Source organism: Holdemania sp. Marseille-P2844 (assembly GCF_900120005.1).
In the GTDB taxonomy this organism is placed as follows: Bacteria; Bacillota_I; Bacilli_A; order Erysipelotrichales; family Erysipelotrichaceae; genus Holdemania.
Genome location: NZ_LT635448.1, coordinates 160,839 through 178,811, shown reverse-complemented (window position 1 = coordinate 178,811; position 17,973 = coordinate 160,839). Strand labels below are relative to the sequence as shown.

Here is a 17,973-nt window from a genome sequence, read left to right as displayed (position 1 = left end):
GGGAAAAGAGCCGGAATTTTCCGGAATCAAGGTGGTACCGCGGTCAAGCCGTCCTTTGTTGGACGGTTTTTTTGTGGATCGAACTGGAAGGAGAGTTTTATGAAAAAATGTTCTAAAAAGAATCTGATCCTGCTGAGCCTGACGTTGTTTTCAATGTTTTTCGGGGCTGGCAATCTGATTTTCCCGCCCTTCCTGGGACAAAATGCCGGGACGCAGAGCCTGCCGGCGTTAATCGGTTTTCTGATCACCGCGGTGGGTTTCCCGGTGCTGGGGATCGCCGTTGTGTCCCGCTTCAATGGTCTGGATGTTCTGGCCCAGAAGGTTCATGCCGGATTCGGACTGTTCTTCGCGGTTTTGATCTACCTGTCGATCGGACCGCTGCTGGCAACGCCGCGGACAGCTACGCTGCCCTTTGAGATGGCGATCCTGCCCTTGCTTCCGGAAGGCAGCTCCCCGCAGCTTTCCCTTCTGTTGTTTACGAGCGTATTTTTCCTGATCGCCTGGCTGCTTTCCCGCAATCCAAGCAAGCTGATCGACCGGCTGGGAAAGCTCCTGACGCCGACGCTGTTAGTGTTGATTGTGGCCGTCTTTGCCGCCGCGCTGCTGCATCCGTTAGGACAGCCGGCCCTGCCGCAGCCCGATTATGCATCCGGGCCGTTAATCAAGGGATTTTTAGAAGGCTACCTGACGATGGACGCGCTGGCAGCCCTCAATTTCGGCATTGTCGTTTCTTTGAACATCCGCGCGCTGGGGATTGACGACGATCAGGAAGTCATGTCCACCAGTATGAAAGCCGGCTGTCTGGCGGGGTTGATTCTGGCCGTGATTTACATCATGTTAACGCTGTTAGGCACTTCCCTTTCCGGCATGCCGATCGGCGCTAACGGTGCGCAGACGCTGACGCTGGCCGTCACTTCGCTGTTTGGCGAAAGCGGCCGCTGGGTCATGGCGTTGATCTTCCTGTTGGCCTGTATGACGACTTGCGTCGGCTTGTTAACCAGCTGCAGCGAATTCTTTTCCTCACTGACGCCGAAAATCAACTATTCTCAATGGTTGTTATTCCTGACGCTGTTCGCGCTGGGCGTTTCCAATTTTGGGTTATCGGCGATTCTGTCGATCTCCGTTCCGGTGCTGAATATGATTTATCCAATGGCGCTGGTTCTGATCCTGCTGGGATTGGGCGATCCTTTATATAAGGATAACCGCCTGATCTATCCATTGACTGTGTTCAGCACGGGTGTCGTCAGCGTTCTGGCTGAGCTGGATACCCTGGGTTTACGAATTCCCGGACTGACCCAGCTGTTGGAAAGTCTGCCGCTGGCCTCGCAGTCACTGAGCTGGATCTGCATCGCAATAGTGATGTTTGGCCTTTCGCTGATTCTGGGCAGAAGAAAGAAAGCAAGGCGTTAACCTTTTTCTAACAATCAGACAGGAAGCGCCATGTTTTATAAATCAGACTTATCTTTCATGGGCAAGCACGTCCTGATATACTACTTTTCTTGATTTCTGTTTCCTATTTTGTCTGTTGTTTTCCCCCAGCTTTCTTCATCCATTACATCACGATAATCACTTTGCCTTCGGTTAGAATTTTGATGCTTGTGCCACTACTGCACAGTGATCTTCCATATCCAGTTATCACCCTGGCAGGTTGTGTTAAAAAAAGCTGATTTTCCCCGATCATCCGGAAGTCAGCTTTTCGTTTTCCTATTCGCAAAAAGGCAGTTCAGGCAGGCCGCTGCCGCTTATTCCTCGTCGTTTTTCAACAGGATTCCGCCGACGTTGACGCGGAAAGTCTGAAAGGCGGCCCACTTCACCGGCGCTTCGGCAAATACGGCCACCGCCGCGTCCAGTACCGCTTTGAGATCCCAGGCGATGAAGTCCAGATATCCACAATTCAATCCGGAAGCCCCGCCCAGCCAGGCTGCGGCGTCCATCCCGGCCCTTTCGCTGATCTTCGCTTCCAATTCATCGCGGAAATCCAGGATCGCTTTCGCCCGGTCTTCCCCCTGAAACCCGTCGATCGGATAATAGAAGAAGCCGGCGGCGATGCCGTCCTTATGCAGATCATCAACCGCCTGCGTTATCCCACGCAAATACTGCTGGATCAGCACCGGGCAGCATGTCGAACCGGCCGTCACATCCCCACGCACCTGTTCCTGGCGTTTCTCGTCCGGCTCCATCCGATATGCAGTGTAGCTCTTCAGTACACGCGCCGGATCGCGGCTGAGATCCAGCCCCATCTCACGCAAAGCCTCCGGCAGTTCCGCCAGTGTTATCCCCGCATCACTTTGCGGCTGCGAGTACAGCTTGACCTCGTCAATCACCGACATCGCGGCAATCTCGCCCAATGTCTGATCAATGAAAACAGACAAAATCCACCAGACCTGATTTTCATTTTCCGCCATAAGCTCTGCCAGTGCCGGGCAGCAGACCGCCAGCGACACCGTTTTTTCAGTGTGCTCTGTAATCCACACCTGCACTTCGTCCGCCGAAAGCTCCCGGCCCGCGATCCGCAGCGCCGCTTTGAGCGCAGGCTGGCGGCCGATCATCACATTCCAGCGTTTTTTCAAGCTCTCCGGCATCTGCTTCTGATAATAATCCAGCGCTATCAAGCGTACCCGGTCGCCCTCAGGCGTCAATATCAGATCATAACGATCCTGATTGCATCCCAACTCAAAGGCGATCTCTGAAAATGCCGGATGAAGCAGCCGGGTTGTCTGATTGATGATTTCCTCACCCTCAACCCGATTGCGCCTCCGCACCCGCAGCACCTGTTCTTCACGCTCAAACAGCTGCCAGCTCTCCTGCACCCGCTGCCGAAACGGCTTCTCAAAGCGCGGTAAAGCTAAGCGTCTGCGGCAATCTTCGATCAACGCCAGCGTATCCTCATCGCCCGGCCGGGCGTTTAGTGCCCGTTCAAAATAGGTCAGCGCCGGGCCTTCCTGATCAAGATAATAATAGGCGTAAGCCATCCGGAAATTCCAGGTATGCTCCTTTCCCAACGGTTCTTCGACCCTCTTTAACAGCTGGATCGCTTTCTCAAAATTTGCCCGGTCATTCACGTCCGCGGCATTATTATACGCTTTCGCCAGTTCGCTGATCAGTTCAGGCGTGAGCTTTGCCTCTTCCAGCGCTTCGATGGCATCAATGATTTGGGTGTATTGTCCGTTTTCGTTCCAGAGTTCGATCTGTTTCCACAATTCCATTTCTGATTTCCTCCCTGAGATCAGCGCGGCTGACCCACATTCCACATTCAAGTTGATTTCTTTCTTACAATCCATTCAAGGGTTCATCCTTTTCCCCGCTGAAGCGCATACACCCCCGGCCGGCAGCTTTGGCCTGATACAAAGCCTGATCGGCATGGTACCAGAGCTGATCAAACTGTTGTCCCTGCTCCGGGAACCGGGCGGCGCCCAGACTGGCGCTGACAGGAATCGTCAGCCCTTTCTGTTTTCGAAGCGTTTCCCAGACACTCATCAGCCGGTTGGTTTCCTCTATGATCCCCGTGGTGGAAAGCGGATTGATTTGATCCCGGTCCGATCTGAGATAGAGGATGAATTCATCGCCGCCGATCCGTCCGCTTAAGGCGTCAGGAAAAACGGCGAGGATCGCCTGGCCCAGCGTTTCCAGCACCTGATCGCCCAGCGGATGTCCCATCGTATCATTGATCTGCTTAAACCAGTCGATATCCAGCATGATCATGACGCCCGGGCGGCCTTCCTGCATCGCCGCGCTGATCTGCACTTCAACCCACCGGCGGTTCAGCAGCCGCGTCAGCGAATCATGCCGGGCATTGTATTCCATCCGGCGGTAAGATTCCTCCAGCGCACGTGTTTTCTCTTCCACCAGCTGTTTCAGCTGACGGTTGGATTGTTCCATCAGACGGTGCGGAAAAAATTCATCCGTCCCCTGTTCCGGATCAGGAACCGACTGATGTACATGCAGAACCCGCCATTGATTGCCCATCTGACGCAAAAGTATTGTAAAGCGGAACCGGCCGATGAATTCCAGCGGATTCTCGGTCTGTTCCCGAACCCGCAGCTCGCCGATCACAAGCGTGCAGTCGGCGCTGACCGGCTGACTTTGATACCACTGATCCTCAATGATAAACGCCGTTGTCCGCGCGCTGATTTCCGCGGCGATCTTCTGCACGAACATCTCAAAACTGCGGCTGACCTCATGTTCGCCGGTACCGATGATTGTCGTTTCCGGCAGAAAACAATGATCCAATAAAGTATAATTTTGTTTTTCCAGATATTCATGCCAGAGATACCGGCAAAAAGTTTCGGGGGAAGGCAGATTTTCCATGCGATCAACTCCTTGATTTTTCAGCCTTGCTTACAAACATGTTTCATCCGGTCGACCGGGCAATGAAATTCCCGGCCTGTCGTTCGGTATATCCTGAAATTTTATCGCTTCTGTGCGTTTTCAAAAACTTGTTTTGTTCGATTTTTGAATCAGCTGTTTCTATTATAACGAACTTCCGGATAAATGTCTTTAACGAGAACGGTAAATCCGGCGCTGCCCGCCGGCTTCCGGATCTGCCCGGGGTAAATCAGGCTCGGCCTGCCAACTTCCCGATGCCGCTTCCGCAACTTTCAAGGGAAAGCGAGAAATGGACAGTTTCCGCTTTTTAAGCTACAATCAGTACCAGGAGATGAGCGAGATGTCAAATTCCCGGATTTCGATTTTCTGGGCGACGCTGCGGCATGGGCTGCAGATGCTGGGACTGCTTTGCGCCGCGACGGTTGTCGGCCTGGTATTCCGCCAGCTGGGTTTCCCGGAAACCAATATCGTCCTGTTATACCTGCTCGCCGTGCTGCTGACGGCCTGGATCACCCGCGGCTACGGTTACGGCGTCCTGGCGTCGTTAGCCGCCACGCTGATCTTCAATTACTTTTTCACAGCTCCCTACTGGTCGCTGTCCGTCGATGATCCAAGCTACTGGATCACGTTTGTGATCATGACCGTCACCGCCTTCATCACCAGCGCTCTGACTTCCAAAGCCAAGCTCAGCGCCCGGCGCGCGATGCAGCGGGAACAGGAGATCAAAACCTACTATACGCTCAGCCGAAGGCTGAACGAAGAAATTGAATTACCCCAGATCGCACGGCTGGCTGCTGAGGTTCTTTCCAACGCCTTGAACACGGAAATCAGCTGTCTGTGCCTGAACGAAAGCGAACAGCCGGCATCGCTTTACCGCGCTCTGCCGGGGCAAAGCGCCCTTTCCCTGCCCTGCGGCGGTCTGACGGCCGGGAAGGAAAGCCGCGAAACTGATCAAAGCGAAAAAACCGTCAGTCTGCCGTTACAGAACAAAGGGGTGCAGCTGGCCGTTTTGCGGATACCGGCGGAAACCATGAATTCGATGAGCGAATCGGACCGGCAGCTGCTTCAATCGTTAAGCGAAATGATCACGCTGGCGATGGATCGCTTCCGCGCCGCAAGACAGAAAATCCGCTCGGAAGAAGAAGCGGCCCAGGAACGGTATCGAAGCAATCTGCTGCGGGCGATCTCCCACGATTTGCGCACCCCGCTCTCAGCGATCATGGGCACCTCGGAAATGATTCTCGGCATGAGCGAAAACGACGATCCGCGCCGCGCTCTGGCATGGGATATCTATCAGGACGCCGACTGGCTGCACTCCCTGGTGGAAAACATTCTCAGTCTGACCCGCATTCAGGATGGGCATCTGAATTTGCATCTGGAAAAAGAAGCGGCGGAGGAAATCATCGCTTCCGCTCTCGATCACATTGCCAAGCGGGCGCCGCAGCGGATGATCAACGTTTCCATTCCGAATGAAGTGCTGATGATTCCGATGGACGGCAAATTGATCCAGCAGGTTTTGATCAATCTGCTCGACAATGCCTTGAAGCATACTCAGCCGCAGGATGAAATTACGCTGACGCTGCGGCGTGATCAGAACGAGGCTGTTTTCACAGTCCGGGATGGGGGCGAGGGTATCGCGGACAAAGACCTCGCGCATATTTTCCAGACTTTTTACACGACGCGCACCCGTCAGGCGGACGCGCAGCATGGCATCGGCCTGGGCTTGACAATCTGCGAATCTATCGTCAAGGCCCATCACGGCACGATCAGCGCCCGCAACCGCACGGATTGTTGCGGCGCGGAATTTACATTCCGGCTGCCTTTGGAGGAATCACAATGAACAAGTTTACAACCCGGATCCTGATCGTCGAGGACGATCCGCAGATTCGTAATTTTATCAGTTATGTCTTGAGCGCCGAAGGCTTTGCCAGCGACAATGCCGCAACGGCGCAGAGCGCGATGACGCTGCTGGCGGCGAATGTTTATGATTTAATGCTGCTGGATCTGGGACTGCCGGATTATGACGGCATGGATGTCATCCGCAAGGTGCGTGAATGGTCGGAAATCCCGATTCTGGTCGTTTCCGCCCGTGATCAGGATCAGGAAAAAGCCCAGGCGCTGGATCTGGGGGCCGACGATTATCTGACCAAGCCGTTTTCCACTACCGAGCTGATGGCGCGGATCCGGGTAGCGATCCGGCATGCGTTCCGCCAAAACACAGCGGCGGTCCAGAAGGTGCTGACGGTCCGCGAGCTGTCGCTGGATCTGGAAAAACGCCAGGTCACACTGCGAGGCCAGCCGCTGCACCTGACGCCGATGGAATACAATCTGCTGAGCCTGTTTCTGCGCAACAGCGGCAAGGTCTTAACGACCCGCTATCTGATCAGCTCGATCTGGGGCAGCGGATATGGTGAGGATACGCAGGCACTGCGGGCCTTAATGGCCGGGCTGCGGCGCAAGATTGAGGAAAATCCCGCGAAGCCCCGCTACATCGTCACCGAAATCGGCGTCGGCTACCGGCTGGTGGATCAGGACATGCAGAAAGGATAAAAAACAATGCAGAAAATACAAACACAGGAAGCGCTGGCCGCGCTGAAAAATGGTGAAATCCTGTTGACCCGGCAGGCGGATCAGGTGCAGTTTTACGCGCTGGTGAACGGGCGGGTCCGGATTCAGAATTCCAACAGCCGCTTCACGTTAAGCATCGAGGAATGGCAGGCCTTGTTCTTCAAAGAGGAATTCTGGCTTTATGAGCCGGTGGAAACGAGCGAGATCTCGTTGGAAAAAGACGCCGAATATTACGGCTGGAATCATAAATAATTCAACTTTCAAAGCAACAGTTCGACACAAGAGCTGGTCATAACGAAATGCCTGATTGAACACGCCGCAGGAAATCATCCGGCGTTGTTGCGGTGCGTGAAAAGTCCGTCATGTCCGGTTGGACGCACTTTCCGGCAAATTCAGAAAAACGCGCCTTTAAAACGAGCGCAAAGAAAGTGGTCGATCAGGACTGCATCAAGGCCGCTGGAAACGAAATGGATCGTTTCCGGCGGTCTTTTTTCATCCAGCTTATCCCCAGCGGCTTTGCTTTTTAAAGCATAATGTAAAAATCGCCATCAAAACCACCCGTAAAACGGGTGGTATCCTCTGGCCCTATAAGGGCCTTTTGTTGCACTGGGCCTTCGCCCATTGAAGCCTGACAGCTGCAACACTTTCTCCAGCTGCCTCTCAAAGAGGCTTCCCTATTGCTTTATTTCACCGGCTCACCCGTAAACGGGTCGATAAATTCCTTCATGCTCATTTGATCTGCCAGTTTGTCTTCCTGCAACTGGTTTTGAATATACTCTTTGATTACTTTTTCATTCTTTCCTACCGTATCCACATAGTACCCTCTTGCCCAGAATTTTCTGCTCCCGAATTTGTACTTCATGTTGGCATGTCGTTCAAAGATCATTAATGTTGATTTACTTTTCAAATATCCCATAAACTCTGAGATGCCATACTTCGGTGGTATTTCGATCAACATATGCACATGATCTGGACACGCTTCCGCTTCCAATATCTTGCATCCCGGTTTTCTTTCGATCAACATTCTCAAAATCTTTCCGATGTCCAACCTCAATTTGTTATAGATCACCATTCTTCGATATTTTGGAACGATGATGATGTGATATTTGCATCGCCATGTCGTGTGTGATAAACTGTTTTTGTCATTCATTTGACAAATACCCTCCTTTATTTTGTTGTTGGCTGTCAGACCTTCTTCATTATATCGGAGGGTATTTGTTTTTTTAACACTTTAAGCTCTGGCACCACGCGCATAGCACGTGGTATCCACTTCGTATGAAAAAAACACCGGGGTTTGACAATCCCGGTGTTTTTCAATCAATTCTTCATTGATCCCTGACGCTCGCTTCAAACGATACAGGCCATTTCTAAAAGCGCAGGAAATTCAGCCGGCCTCTCAGAACGCTTTCTTATAGACCTCCAGCACCAGCTCAAAGGTGCATGGGCGCGGATTGCCGCCGGTGCAGACGTCCGCCATCGCCGCTTCTGCCAGCGCTGGCAAATCTTCTTCCTGAACACCGATTTCTTTCAGGGTCTGCGGGATGTTGACATCCAGAGACAACTGACGCACCGCGTCGATTGCCGCCTGACGGTATTCGTCTTCCCTCATCGCGTCGACTCCCTTAACGCCCAGGACACGGGCAATTTCACGGAATTTCTCGCCGGTGTAATCCTTGTTGAACTCCATGACATACGGCAGCAGCACCGCGTTGGCAACGCCGTGCGGAATGCCGTAGAAGGCGCTTAATGGATGCGCCATGCCATGCACGACGCCCAGACCGACGTTGGAGAACGCCATGCCGGTCATATACTGACCCAGCGCCATGTCTTCGCGGCCCTTCGGATCATTGTTGACCGCAGCGCGCAGCGAACGGCCGATCAGCTCGATCGCCTTCAGGTTCAGCGTATCCGCCAGCTCCCAGGCAGCCAGCGTCGTATACCCTTCAATCGCGTGCGTCAGCGCATCCATACCGGTGGAAGCCGTCAATCCCTTTGGCATGCTTGACATCATCTCCGGATCGACGATCGCCACAGCCGGCAGATCATGCGGATCCACGCAGACGAACTTCCGGCGCCTGGCTTCGTCGGTAATGACGTAGTTGATCGTCGTTTCCGCGGCCGTACCGGCAGTCGTCGCCACCGCGATCATCGGCACTGCTTTATTTTTCGTAGCGGCCGTGCCTTCCAGGGAGACCACATCGGCGAATTCCGGATTGTTGATGATGATGCCGATCCCCTTGCCGGTATCCTGCGGCGAACCCCCGCCGATGGCGATCAGATAATCCGCGCCGGCTTCCTTGAAAGCCGCGACCCCTTCCTTGACCATATCGACAGTCGGATTGGCTTTGACCTTATCATAGATCGCATACGGCAGCCCTGCCGCATCCAGCAGATCAGTGACCTTTTTGACGACGTTAAACCGGACCAGATCCGCATCGGTGACGATCAGCGCCTTGCGGAAGCCGCGGCTTTTCACCTCGTTTACGATTTCGTTGACTGCGCCGTAGCCATGGTAGCTTGTTTCATTTAACATAAAGCGATTTGCCATATTTGATTTCCTCCTTCGCTTTCTTTACTTTAATTGTAAATAAATTAACAAAGGATTCAAGTGACACTTTGACAAAAATGGTACAATCGGATTTATTCCAGTTCTGTATCCCGCAGCATTGCCCGCAGCTTTTCCGGCTGAGCGTCGATCAACAAATCCACGATCGTTTCCGGGCTTTCCTTTGCCCCCTGAATCACCCATTTCACCGTCATCTGCATCGAACCCCGGCAATACATCTCAAGCAGAAACTGAATCTGGGGCGTCAGCGGCTGCTGCGTCTTCTGTTCGATCCATTTTGTATAGAAATCAAGAATGCATTGATAATCATAGTGCATCAGCGAATTGTAGTCCTGCGAACGAAAAGCCTGAGAAAAAAATGTTTTTTCCTGCCGGATAAATTCGAATTTTTTTAACAAGCCTTCCCGCAGCGTGTACTGGACGCCCATCAGCTTAAACGACTTCTGAGCCAGCCGTTCAAAATACCAGTTAACCAGATCGTATTTGTCCTGAAAATGCCGGTAGAACGACTGCCGGGTCGTATGGGCTGACTCCACAATATCCCGCACGGTGATTTTATCCAGAGGTTCCGTTTCCATCAATGTCTTGATCGCCTCGGCCAGCCGGTACTTCATCATTTCCTTTTCCGCCATCCTGACTCATCCTTTCGCTTTGCCTGTTCGCTTTCATCATAAAAAAAAACGTGCTCTCCGTCAACCGCCGCCTCCGCCGATTTCCTGATTTTCTTATTTGTCAACGTTCTTTTTCCTCACCTTCCCGCTCTGGCTTAAAGAAAGACGCGCGTTTTATCCGATGGGAACCCCCGGCAGATGTTGTCTTTTTCTTTTGTCCGCCAGCTTTTTTATCCTTGAACCGGATCTCATCCTCACGCCATTCTCACACGCCGCCGGTTCTTTCTCACACAAAACTCACAGCTTTCACGGTATTCTATTCCCGTCAAGATGAAGCGGAGGTGTTCATGATGAATGAAATCGCAAATCCCATGACGTTGGAAGCCTTAACGGAAAGTATCCGGACTGCCGTCCGGCTGCAGAATTACGCCGGCGGAGAACACGAAATCGCCGAAGCGATGCGCATGCATCCTCATTCGCCGGTCCCGCACAACCTGATGGGCATCCTGCTGGCCAGCCATCATGAGCTGTTTGCCGCCATGAAACATTTCCGGGCAGCCGCGGCCCTCGATCCCACTTATATCCCGGCCCGCTGCAATCTGGAGCTGTGCGCCTCGTTTACCGATCAGGGGAATTTCGCTTATTCCCCAGGCGACTGTCAGAGCGTTCCAGCCTGGAATCCATGGAAGATCGTCTATGACGAAAAAGGGATCGGTCATGTAGTAAGGAGGAAACATTCATGTTAAGTATTCATGTCAACTGGCTTGGCAAATCCAAATTGACGGTGATCGTCGGCTGCGGGCGGCTGGGTTCCACGCTGGCCGACCAATTATCGGACGAGGGCAAAAACGTAATTCTGATCGATCAGAACGAAGCGGCGTTCCGCAAATTATCGCCGGCCTACGCCGGACTGACGTTAGTCGGCGACGCGACGGACGCCGCCACTTTGAAGCAGGCTGAAATTGAACGGGCGGATCATCTGGTCATCGTCACCAACAACGACAATACCAACATCATGATCGCGCAGCTGGCCCGGGAATGCTTCCAGACGCCGCATGTGATCTGCCGGCTGTATGATCCGCAGCGGGAATGTGTTTACCGGGAATTCGGGATCCAGACGATCTGTCCGACCGCGCTGTCGTCTCTGGCGATCGAACGGCTGTTAAACAATCCGGCCAGTCTGAATCAGACAGGTCAGGAAGGAGGAAATTGAACATGAAGAAACGAATTCTGATTGTCGGCGGTTTTCATAAAGCGCAGACGTTGGCGCGGTCGTTTCTGGAAAAAGGCTACGACGTCACGGCGATCAATAAAAATCCCCTGCATTGCCGGGTTCTGGCGCAGATGAGCGATTTGACGGTATTGACCGGCGATGGCTCCAAGCCCTTCGTGCTCGAAGACGCTCAGGCGGAAAATGCAGATATCGCGATTGCGCTGACGCCGCGGGATGACGACAATCTCGTGATCTGTCAGCTTTGCAAGAAACAATTCCACGTCCGCAAGACAGTTTCACTGGTGGCCAATCCGGAAAAAATCAAATTTTTCTACCGGATGGGGATCGATTCTGTCGTCTGTGCGTTGTCTGCCATTACCAGCATTGTGGAGCAGCAGACCTTTCTCGATGAATTTACAACCCTGCTTCCCCTGGGGGATGGCGAGCTGCGGATTTCCGAACTGCGGCTGCCGGCTACCTCTCCCGTTATCGGGAAGACGCTCAGCGAAATTCAGCTCAGCCGCGACGTCATCATCGCGACGATTCTGCGTCAGGATCAGCCGCTGGTTCCGCATGGAGATACGAAGCTATTAGCGCAGGACGTCCTGATTCTGATCGCCGCCGCCAAACAGGAAGCCGCCTCCGTCAGGGTGCTGCAGGGCAAATGAAAAATTCAGGATGGAGCCGGCTGCGGCATGGCGGCATTATCGGCAAATTTATGATGTTGTGCGGCTTGCTTTGCGCCGTACCGATGGTGACGGCCTGTTTTTATCCAACCCTGCCCAAAGAACTGGAAGCCTTCGCGCTGCCGGCTGGAATTTCGCTTTTGGCGGGGTTGTTCAGCTGTTGGAAAGGGGCGGTGCAGGATCAGGAGGAACCACGTCCGCAGCTGATTCAAAAAGGGGGATTCTTCGTCTTGTTCGCCTGGCTGTACGGAATTTTCATCGGGGCGCTGCCCTTTGTTTTAGCCGGCCGGTTAAACTGGATTCAAAGCTTGTTCGAATCGGTCAGCGGCTGGACGACGACCGGTTTATCCGTGCTGGATGTGACGCAGGTTTCACCGATATTTCTGTTTCACCGGGGCTTTATGCAATATTGCGGCGGTCTGGGCTTCGTCATGGTGATGACGTTGTTCATCCAGAATAAACAAAGCATGAACCTGTTTCAGGCTGAGGGACATTCCGATCAGCTCACCCCGAATCTGGGCCGGACAGTGCGTTTGATCGTGTTGATGTACACAACCTTCCTGGCGCTGGGCGTCGCGGCCTATGTCCTGGCGGGCATGAATTTCTTCGACAGTCTGATCCATGCGATGTGCGCCTTATCCACCGGCGGATTCTCCACCCGCGTGGAAAGCATCGGCTACTATCAAAGTCCGCTGATCGAATTCATCACGATCGTACTGATGGTGATCGGAACGACGAACTTTGCGGCGTTGTTGCTGCTGGTGCGCAGACAGGCGCGTAAGTTTATGGCCGTCAGCGAAGTCCGGTTTATGGGACTGGTGCTGGCGATGGCAATTCCTCTGACGGCGCTGGTGTTGTTCTTTGCGGCTTACGCCGATCTGCCCGGCAGTTTCCGGATCGCTTTCTTCGAGGTGGTTTCCGCGTTGTCAACTTCCGGTTTTTCCACAGTCGGTTATACGCAGTGGCCGCAGGCCGCGGTGTTCGTACTGATCGTCATGATGTTGATCGGCGGCGGAATTGGTTCGACGGCCGGGGGTCTGAAACTGACGCGGGTCTATCTGATGCTGCGGGGGCTGGGTGAAAGTTTGCGCCGCAGAAACGCGCCGGCGGGCGCCGTTTCCTGTATGTTTTTTAAGCGGCCGCAGGGACGGGTAGCCATTGATCAAAAGTTGTTAGCAGATACCGCAAATTTTGTTTTCTGTTATTTTCTGATTTATCTGATTGGAACGTTCTTGTTGATGCTGACGGCGAATTGTTCGTTGATCGAAGCGATGTTCGATTTTTCTTCCGCATTGGGGACTGTCGGGTTGTCAATCGGCATCACCGGACCGGCGACGCCTGCTTTGGCCTTGATCGTGGAAATGGCGGGAATGCTTTTAGGGCGGTTGGAGATCTTCATTCTGCTCTCAGGGATCCACGCGGGGTTCCTTCGCTTAAAAAACGCGGTTTTCCAATAGCGGTTTTGCTTTGTGAAAGCGAAAGACGCCGGCCTTGAGAAGAAGTGGAAAGACAGTTTCTCCGCTTTCTTTCCTCTTGAACCTGCTTCTTTATCTTGAGAATCAACCAGGTCTGTTCTATAATGAAAACAAGTTATAGCAGCGCATAATCAGGTTGAGCGTTTCGACTCACAGCCGTAAATTGTGGATTAGAATCCGTAAGGGTTGGAATCTGCGTTTACGGCTTTTCAATTCATGCCCGCTTTCATTTCAAACTGCGTCAGCGCAAAGGAGAAAATCATGAATTATCAAATTTTAGATCTGGAGACCTACAAGCGAAAGAGCCATTTTGAATACTTCAGTCAGTTGGCTTATCCCTATGTCGGCGTGACCGCTGACGTCGATATCACAAAGTTCCACGCCAAAATAAAAGAACAGCGCCTGCCGTTCTTCCTTTCCTTCTGTTATTGCGCCGCCCAGGCCGCAAATGCCGTTCCGGAATTCCGCCAGCGGATTCTCAAGGGGCAAATCATTCAGTTTGATCGCTGCCGGACTTCTCATACCGTCGCGCTGGAAGATGGGACATATTGTTACTGCACGCTGGATTATTCGCTGCCTTTCCCCGACTTTTTGCCTTATGCGCAAAAGATGCAGGAGGCGGCAAAGCAAGGCGGATCGATTGCGGAAAACGAGGAAGACACGCTGGATTTTTTCTACATTTCCACGCTGCCCTGGATTTCATATTCCGCATTGATTCAGCCGGTGCCGATCCCCGCTGACAGCAATCCCCGGATCACCTGGGGCAAGTTCTCAACGCGGGATAACCGGCTGGTTCTGCCAGTATCCGTGTTATGCCATCATGCCTTAGTCGACGGCCGCCATCTTGGGCTGTTTTATCAGGCGCTGGATCAGGCCTTAGCCCAGCTGTGCGCCGCTCTGTGACGCTGATCGGTCACGCCTCGAAGAAACCGGCGTTTCTTGTCAACCAGCCGCCAGTCCAAACTTAAGCGCCGGAAGCCGCCCCGCAGGGACGGCTTCAAAGACAGATCCAATCACGATTGTTGATCAACATCGCTGCCCTGAGTGATTCAAAGATTTTCCAGTCCTTTACTCTGTGTCACCGTGAGCTTCTGCCAAAAGAAATTGAAACCAGAAAATTCACGCTGACAAAAGACGGCACTCTTCATCGTTTCTTTTTCACACTTGAGGTTCGCGAAACAATTCCATCATTTCAGTGAACGAAATCAAACTGACATGGTCCAGCGTTTCCGCCATCTCGCGGCAGCCTTGCGTAAAACCGGTCTTCGCAAATAAAAATAAGTGAACTTCTGTGTAAGAAAACAGCTGGCTGCGGCTGACTAATGTTTTTAACACGCCTTGATCGACCTTTTCATTCGTCCATTTGCATTCACCGAACAAGGCCGTCGTTTTATCCTGAACGCCCATAATGTCAATTTCCGTCTGTTTTTTTTCGCGGGGATCCGTTCCCCACCAACGACCCAGCTCTGAAAAAAACACAGGTGATCTGCCTGCCAGAAGCAATTTCCAAAGATATTGCATACAGATCTGTTCAAAAACATTTCCCATGTATTCTGATAAATAGGGCTCGATCCGCTTAAAAGCCAGTTCTTTCGCTCCGCGGGAAATAATTGAGCTGTTCTGTGGAACAAACCGGTACCAGAACCGGAAAAGATTGTCGCTGATCACATAGACGGCCTTTCGGGAAGCCTGATCACCATACGGTATTTCCTTTTGAACCCATCCCAATCCTAACAGATTCTTCAGATAGGCGGCACAGACATTCGTATTTTCGCCAACCTTTGAAGAAATCTCCGACAAACGGGAAGCCCCGTTAGCGATTGCTGAAATGATCGCATTGTAAAGGGCAGGTTCACGAACTTCTTGTTTCAGAAGATTTTCCGGCTCCTCAAATAAGGCGGACGTCGGATCTAAGAATGTATTCTTAATATTTTCAGCGACGCTGAGCCGATCGTCAATCTGAAGCAGATACTGAGGCGTCCCGCCCACCGCTCCGTAAACAAGCGCTTGTTCTTCAGCAGAGTAGCCGGGGAAACAGCGGCAGACTTCTTCAAAATCAAACGGCAGGATCTTCATTTGAGCTGTTCTCCGGCCATAAAGCGGAGCCTTGTATGCCAAAACATGATCTTCCATATAAGACATCGAGGATCCGCACAAGATAAGCATAAGTTTAGACGTTTCTTTATATTGATCGATCAGAAGCTGGAGCGTGGAAGCTAAGCTGGCAGAAGCTCGGGCTACATACGGGTATTCATCAATGACCAAAACCAACCGCTGATGTTCGGCAAGTTGAAAGACCATTTCTAAAGCTGCCTGAAAGGAAAGAAACGTCGTCTCAGCCTTGAACCCTGTTTCCATTTCCAAAATACTGCGGCTGAAATTCTCTAAATTCTGTTTAGCATTGCTTTCCACACCCATAAAATAAATGGCTTTTTTATCGTTGATAAACTGATTGATCAACGTCGTTTTGCCTACCCGGCGGCGGCCGTAAATCACGGCAAATTCAAAACGATCCGATTGATAAAGCCGATCTAAAGCAGCGAGTTCACGAGTTCTGCCAATAAACATCCGGTTCTCCTCCTTATCCTTTTAATTCACTATAAAGTAAATGATAAATTTAGTCAAGTATGATTTGGCAAATCGTATCTGAGTAATTTTGTTGATAAGAAAGGTAGGCGTTTACTGCGGGTTCCTCGGCTCGCGGTTGCCTTTGATCGTCAGTTCCATGGATTCCAGCTGATGAAACACGCATTCCACTTCATCCTCAATCTGACTGCGGATCGCTTCCGAAAACGGTTCAAGAAATTCCGCGATCGCTTTGTCATATTGATTTTTATACTTTGTGTTCAGCTGTTTCCAGTTCACTGCCCGAAACCAGGACAAACGTTCTTCATGAATCTTCAGCTGACCTTGCATCATCATCACGGCCAGAATGGGATATCCTGGATAGTGCTGCCACAGTGTCGCGTTGTCGTTGCTGGAATAGCCGTTTTCCAAAAACTTGACCGTGTACCGTTTGGCCTGATCCGAGGAGAGAACATAAGCGCGGTCGGCCCGCATGTCAATCCGCTGATCCGCCACCGCGCTCAGCGCTTCATAAATTTTTGATAGAGGGGGATTTTTTTCCATGCTTGACTCCTTTATTTTTATTCTTCTATTATACCCTGTCCGCGAACGCTGCGGACTTTTTTACTCAACTCGCCTCGGATTCCGCGCTGACGCCTTCCTTCAGGAAACGATTCAGACGGCGGTTTCTGACAAACGGCAGGTAGAGGATCAGACAAATTCCCTGACCGATCGCTGAAAGCAGGCCCAGAGCCAGGCTTTCGCCAAAGAAACCGAATGCCAGCGTCGAGATCAGCCGGCCTGCCGTCATGATCGACGTTTCCAGCGCGACTAACCGGCCGCGCATCTGTTCCTCGCAGCCCAGAATCATCGCCGAGGAAACGATGATGTTGCCAATCGAATTGAACAGATTGGCAATCAGATACGAAACGCATACTAACGCCGGATTGCGGCTCAAGGCGGTGATGAACGAGGCGATTGTGCCGATGATCATCGGCAGTAAGCTGCACAGCTTATCGCGCAGCGGTTTGGGCAGCATTCCGGGAATAAACGTTCCGGCTACCGCGCCGACGCTGCCGAAGGTCAGATATAAACTGTAAAATTCATCGGCCAGTCCCTTCTGCTGCAAAAACGGCAGCGTCACCGAGGATAAGCCCGATACCAGTACGTTCCAGGCTAAAAGCAGAAGCAGCAGATCGCGCAGGGACGGATTGCCAAACGTGATCTGTAAGCCCTCTTTAAAATCGTTGAAAAAGGAACTTGACGCTGAGACCGGGACTTCGGTCGGCCGCAGCGTGATGAAGCATTCCGACAACGACGAAGCCCAATACAGCACGCCGTTGACGATCAACAAAGTTGCCGGCCCACACATCAGCGCCAACAGGCTGCATATTCCCTTGCCAGTCAGGTTGATAACCATGAACAATCCTGTGTTCCACGACTGTGCCTTCATGAACTGGCTGCGTGAAACGACAAGCGTAAACGCGGCCGTTGCGGCTGGATTAAACAGCGCGTTGCACAGCGCCATCGCCGCCGCGCACAAAATCAGCACCGGCACTGACAACGCTCGTCCCCAAAACCAAAGTCCGGCCAGCACCAGCGTCACTCCACGGATAAAGTCCATCAGCACCATCATCCTTTTCTTGCTTCGCCGGTCGACGATCGGTCCCAAAAACGGCGTGATCAGCACCGAAACCGCCATGCTGATGGAACTCATAACGCTCATCATCATCGTCGATCCCGTCTGTTTGTAAACCCAGATCCCGGCCGCTATGCTGAACAGCACATCGCCAAAGCCGGAAAACAGGTTGCCCTGAAGCAAAAGCAGATAGCTGCGGTTGCGCAGCAGCGGCTTTTCGTTCTCCTGCCTTGGTTCCTCCCCCTGTCCTTCTTCCACTTTCTTTGCGGCTTCATCCGTCAATGCCTGCGGCATTTCTGCTTTCATTTCTTTCTTTCTCATCTT

Annotated in this window: 18 protein-coding genes and 1 other annotated feature (1 of these 19 cut by a window edge); of the genes, 10 read left to right on the top strand and 8 right to left on the bottom strand. The window is 52.3% G+C overall.

Annotation, left to right across the window (positions count from 1 at the left end; genetic code table 11):
* Nucleotides 1–59, top strand: a binding site (T-box leader) (it extends 176 nt beyond the left edge of the window).
* Between the two features lie 40 nt (nt 60–99).
* Complete coding sequence (gene brnQ, locus BQ7364_RS01695; protein ID WP_072683100.1) at nt 100–1,410, top strand: branched-chain amino acid transport system II carrier protein; 1,311 nt, start codon at nt 100–102, stop codon at nt 1,408–1,410.
* A gap of 332 nt (nt 1,411–1,742) precedes the next feature.
* On the opposite strand, the gene BQ7364_RS01690 is transcribed toward brnQ, so the two are convergent.
* Both BQ7364_RS01690 and BQ7364_RS01685 read right to left on the bottom strand, forming a co-directional pair.
* Entirely contained in the window at nt 1,743–3,206 is a 1,464-nt protein-coding gene (locus BQ7364_RS01690; RefSeq protein WP_072683099.1) for a hypothetical protein, read from the bottom strand.
* A gap of 64 nt (nt 3,207–3,270) precedes the next feature.
* Nucleotides 3,271–4,308, bottom strand: a complete 1,038-nt coding sequence (locus BQ7364_RS01685) for a diguanylate cyclase domain-containing protein (RefSeq protein ID WP_072683098.1) — start codon at nt 4,306–4,308, stop codon at nt 3,271–3,273.
* Between the two features lie 38 nt (nt 4,309–4,346).
* Between BQ7364_RS01685 and BQ7364_RS17890 the strand changes: the two genes are divergently transcribed.
* The 4 genes from BQ7364_RS17890 to BQ7364_RS01670 are packed head-to-tail and all read left to right on the top strand — an operon-like array spanning nt 4,347 to nt 7,146.
* Nucleotides 4,347–4,637: a hypothetical protein gene (locus tag BQ7364_RS17890; protein ID WP_159432743.1), complete on the top strand. Its 291-nt coding sequence runs from the start codon at nt 4,347–4,349 to the stop codon at nt 4,635–4,637.
* Between the two features lie 29 nt (nt 4,638–4,666).
* Nucleotides 4,667–6,166 carry a sensor histidine kinase gene (locus BQ7364_RS01680; RefSeq protein WP_229100751.1) on the top strand — a complete coding sequence of 500 codons (1,500 nt, stop codon included), beginning with the start codon at nt 4,667–4,669 and terminating at the stop codon, nt 6,164–6,166.
* Nucleotides 6,163–6,876, top strand: a complete 714-nt coding sequence (locus BQ7364_RS01675; protein ID WP_072683097.1) for a response regulator — start codon at nt 6,163–6,165, stop codon at nt 6,874–6,876. The genes BQ7364_RS01680 and BQ7364_RS01675 overlap by 4 nt, the downstream gene beginning before the upstream one ends.
* Nucleotides 6,877–6,882: 6 nt before the next feature.
* A complete protein-coding gene (locus BQ7364_RS01670; protein ID WP_072683096.1) occupies nt 6,883–7,146 on the top strand; it encodes a hypothetical protein in 264 nt (87 codons plus the stop codon).
* Nucleotides 7,147–7,576: 430 nt separating this feature from the next.
* Here the strand turns inward: BQ7364_RS01670 and tnpA are convergent, their stop codons facing one another.
* The 3 genes from tnpA to BQ7364_RS01655 form a co-directional block, all read right to left on the bottom strand.
* On the bottom strand, nt 7,577–8,044 hold the full coding sequence (tnpA, locus tag BQ7364_RS01665) for an IS200/IS605 family transposase (RefSeq protein ID WP_072683095.1): 468 nt from the start codon (nt 8,042–8,044) through the stop codon (nt 7,577–7,579).
* Between the two features lie 246 nt (nt 8,045–8,290).
* Nucleotides 8,291–9,442: a lactaldehyde reductase gene (gene fucO / locus BQ7364_RS01660; RefSeq protein ID WP_072683094.1), complete on the bottom strand. Its 1,152-nt coding sequence runs from the start codon at nt 9,440–9,442 to the stop codon at nt 8,291–8,293.
* A 92-nt stretch (nt 9,443–9,534) separates the two neighbouring features.
* A complete protein-coding gene (locus tag BQ7364_RS01655; protein WP_072683093.1) occupies nt 9,535–10,092 on the bottom strand; it encodes a TetR/AcrR family transcriptional regulator C-terminal domain-containing protein in 558 nt (185 codons plus the stop codon).
* Between the two features lie 329 nt (nt 10,093–10,421).
* Here BQ7364_RS01655 and BQ7364_RS01650 point away from each other — a divergent pair, with 329 nt between their 5' ends.
* From BQ7364_RS01650 to BQ7364_RS01630, 5 genes are all read left to right on the top strand, one after another.
* Nucleotides 10,422–10,817: a hypothetical protein gene (locus tag BQ7364_RS01650; protein ID WP_072683092.1), complete on the top strand. Its 396-nt coding sequence runs from the start codon at nt 10,422–10,424 to the stop codon at nt 10,815–10,817.
* Entirely contained in the window at nt 10,811–11,284 is a 474-nt protein-coding gene (locus BQ7364_RS01645; protein ID WP_072683091.1) for a potassium channel family protein, read from the top strand. Before BQ7364_RS01650 ends, BQ7364_RS01645 begins: the two co-directional genes overlap by 7 nt.
* Before the next feature lie 2 nt (nt 11,285–11,286).
* The gene (locus tag BQ7364_RS01640; RefSeq protein ID WP_072683090.1) at nt 11,287–11,952 is read left to right on the top strand and encodes a potassium channel family protein; all 666 of its coding nucleotides are present in this window, start codon (nt 11,287–11,289) and stop codon (nt 11,950–11,952) included.
* Entirely contained in the window at nt 11,949–13,427 is a 1,479-nt protein-coding gene (locus BQ7364_RS01635) for a TrkH family potassium uptake protein (protein WP_072683089.1), read from the top strand. Before BQ7364_RS01640 ends, BQ7364_RS01635 begins: the two co-directional genes overlap by 4 nt.
* 279 nt (nt 13,428–13,706) lie before the next feature.
* Nucleotides 13,707–14,348 (top strand): CatA-like O-acetyltransferase, encoded by a 642-nt coding sequence (locus BQ7364_RS01630; protein WP_072683088.1) that lies wholly within the window; start codon nt 13,707–13,709, stop codon nt 14,346–14,348.
* A gap of 255 nt (nt 14,349–14,603) precedes the next feature.
* Here BQ7364_RS01630 and BQ7364_RS01625 read toward each other — a convergent pair whose 3' ends face one another.
* From BQ7364_RS01625 to BQ7364_RS01615, 3 genes are all read right to left on the bottom strand, one after another.
* Complete coding sequence (locus tag BQ7364_RS01625; protein ID WP_072683087.1) at nt 14,604–16,013, bottom strand: ATP-binding protein; 1,410 nt, start codon at nt 16,011–16,013, stop codon at nt 14,604–14,606.
* Between the two features lie 111 nt (nt 16,014–16,124).
* Nucleotides 16,125–16,574 carry a hypothetical protein gene (locus BQ7364_RS01620; protein ID WP_072683086.1) on the bottom strand — a complete coding sequence of 150 codons (450 nt, stop codon included), beginning with the start codon at nt 16,572–16,574 and terminating at the stop codon, nt 16,125–16,127.
* Between the two features lie 64 nt (nt 16,575–16,638).
* The gene (locus tag BQ7364_RS01615) at nt 16,639–17,970 is read right to left on the bottom strand and encodes an MFS transporter (RefSeq protein ID WP_083538356.1); all 1,332 of its coding nucleotides are present in this window, start codon (nt 17,968–17,970) and stop codon (nt 16,639–16,641) included.
* Nucleotides 17,971–17,973: the final 3 nt, after the last annotated feature.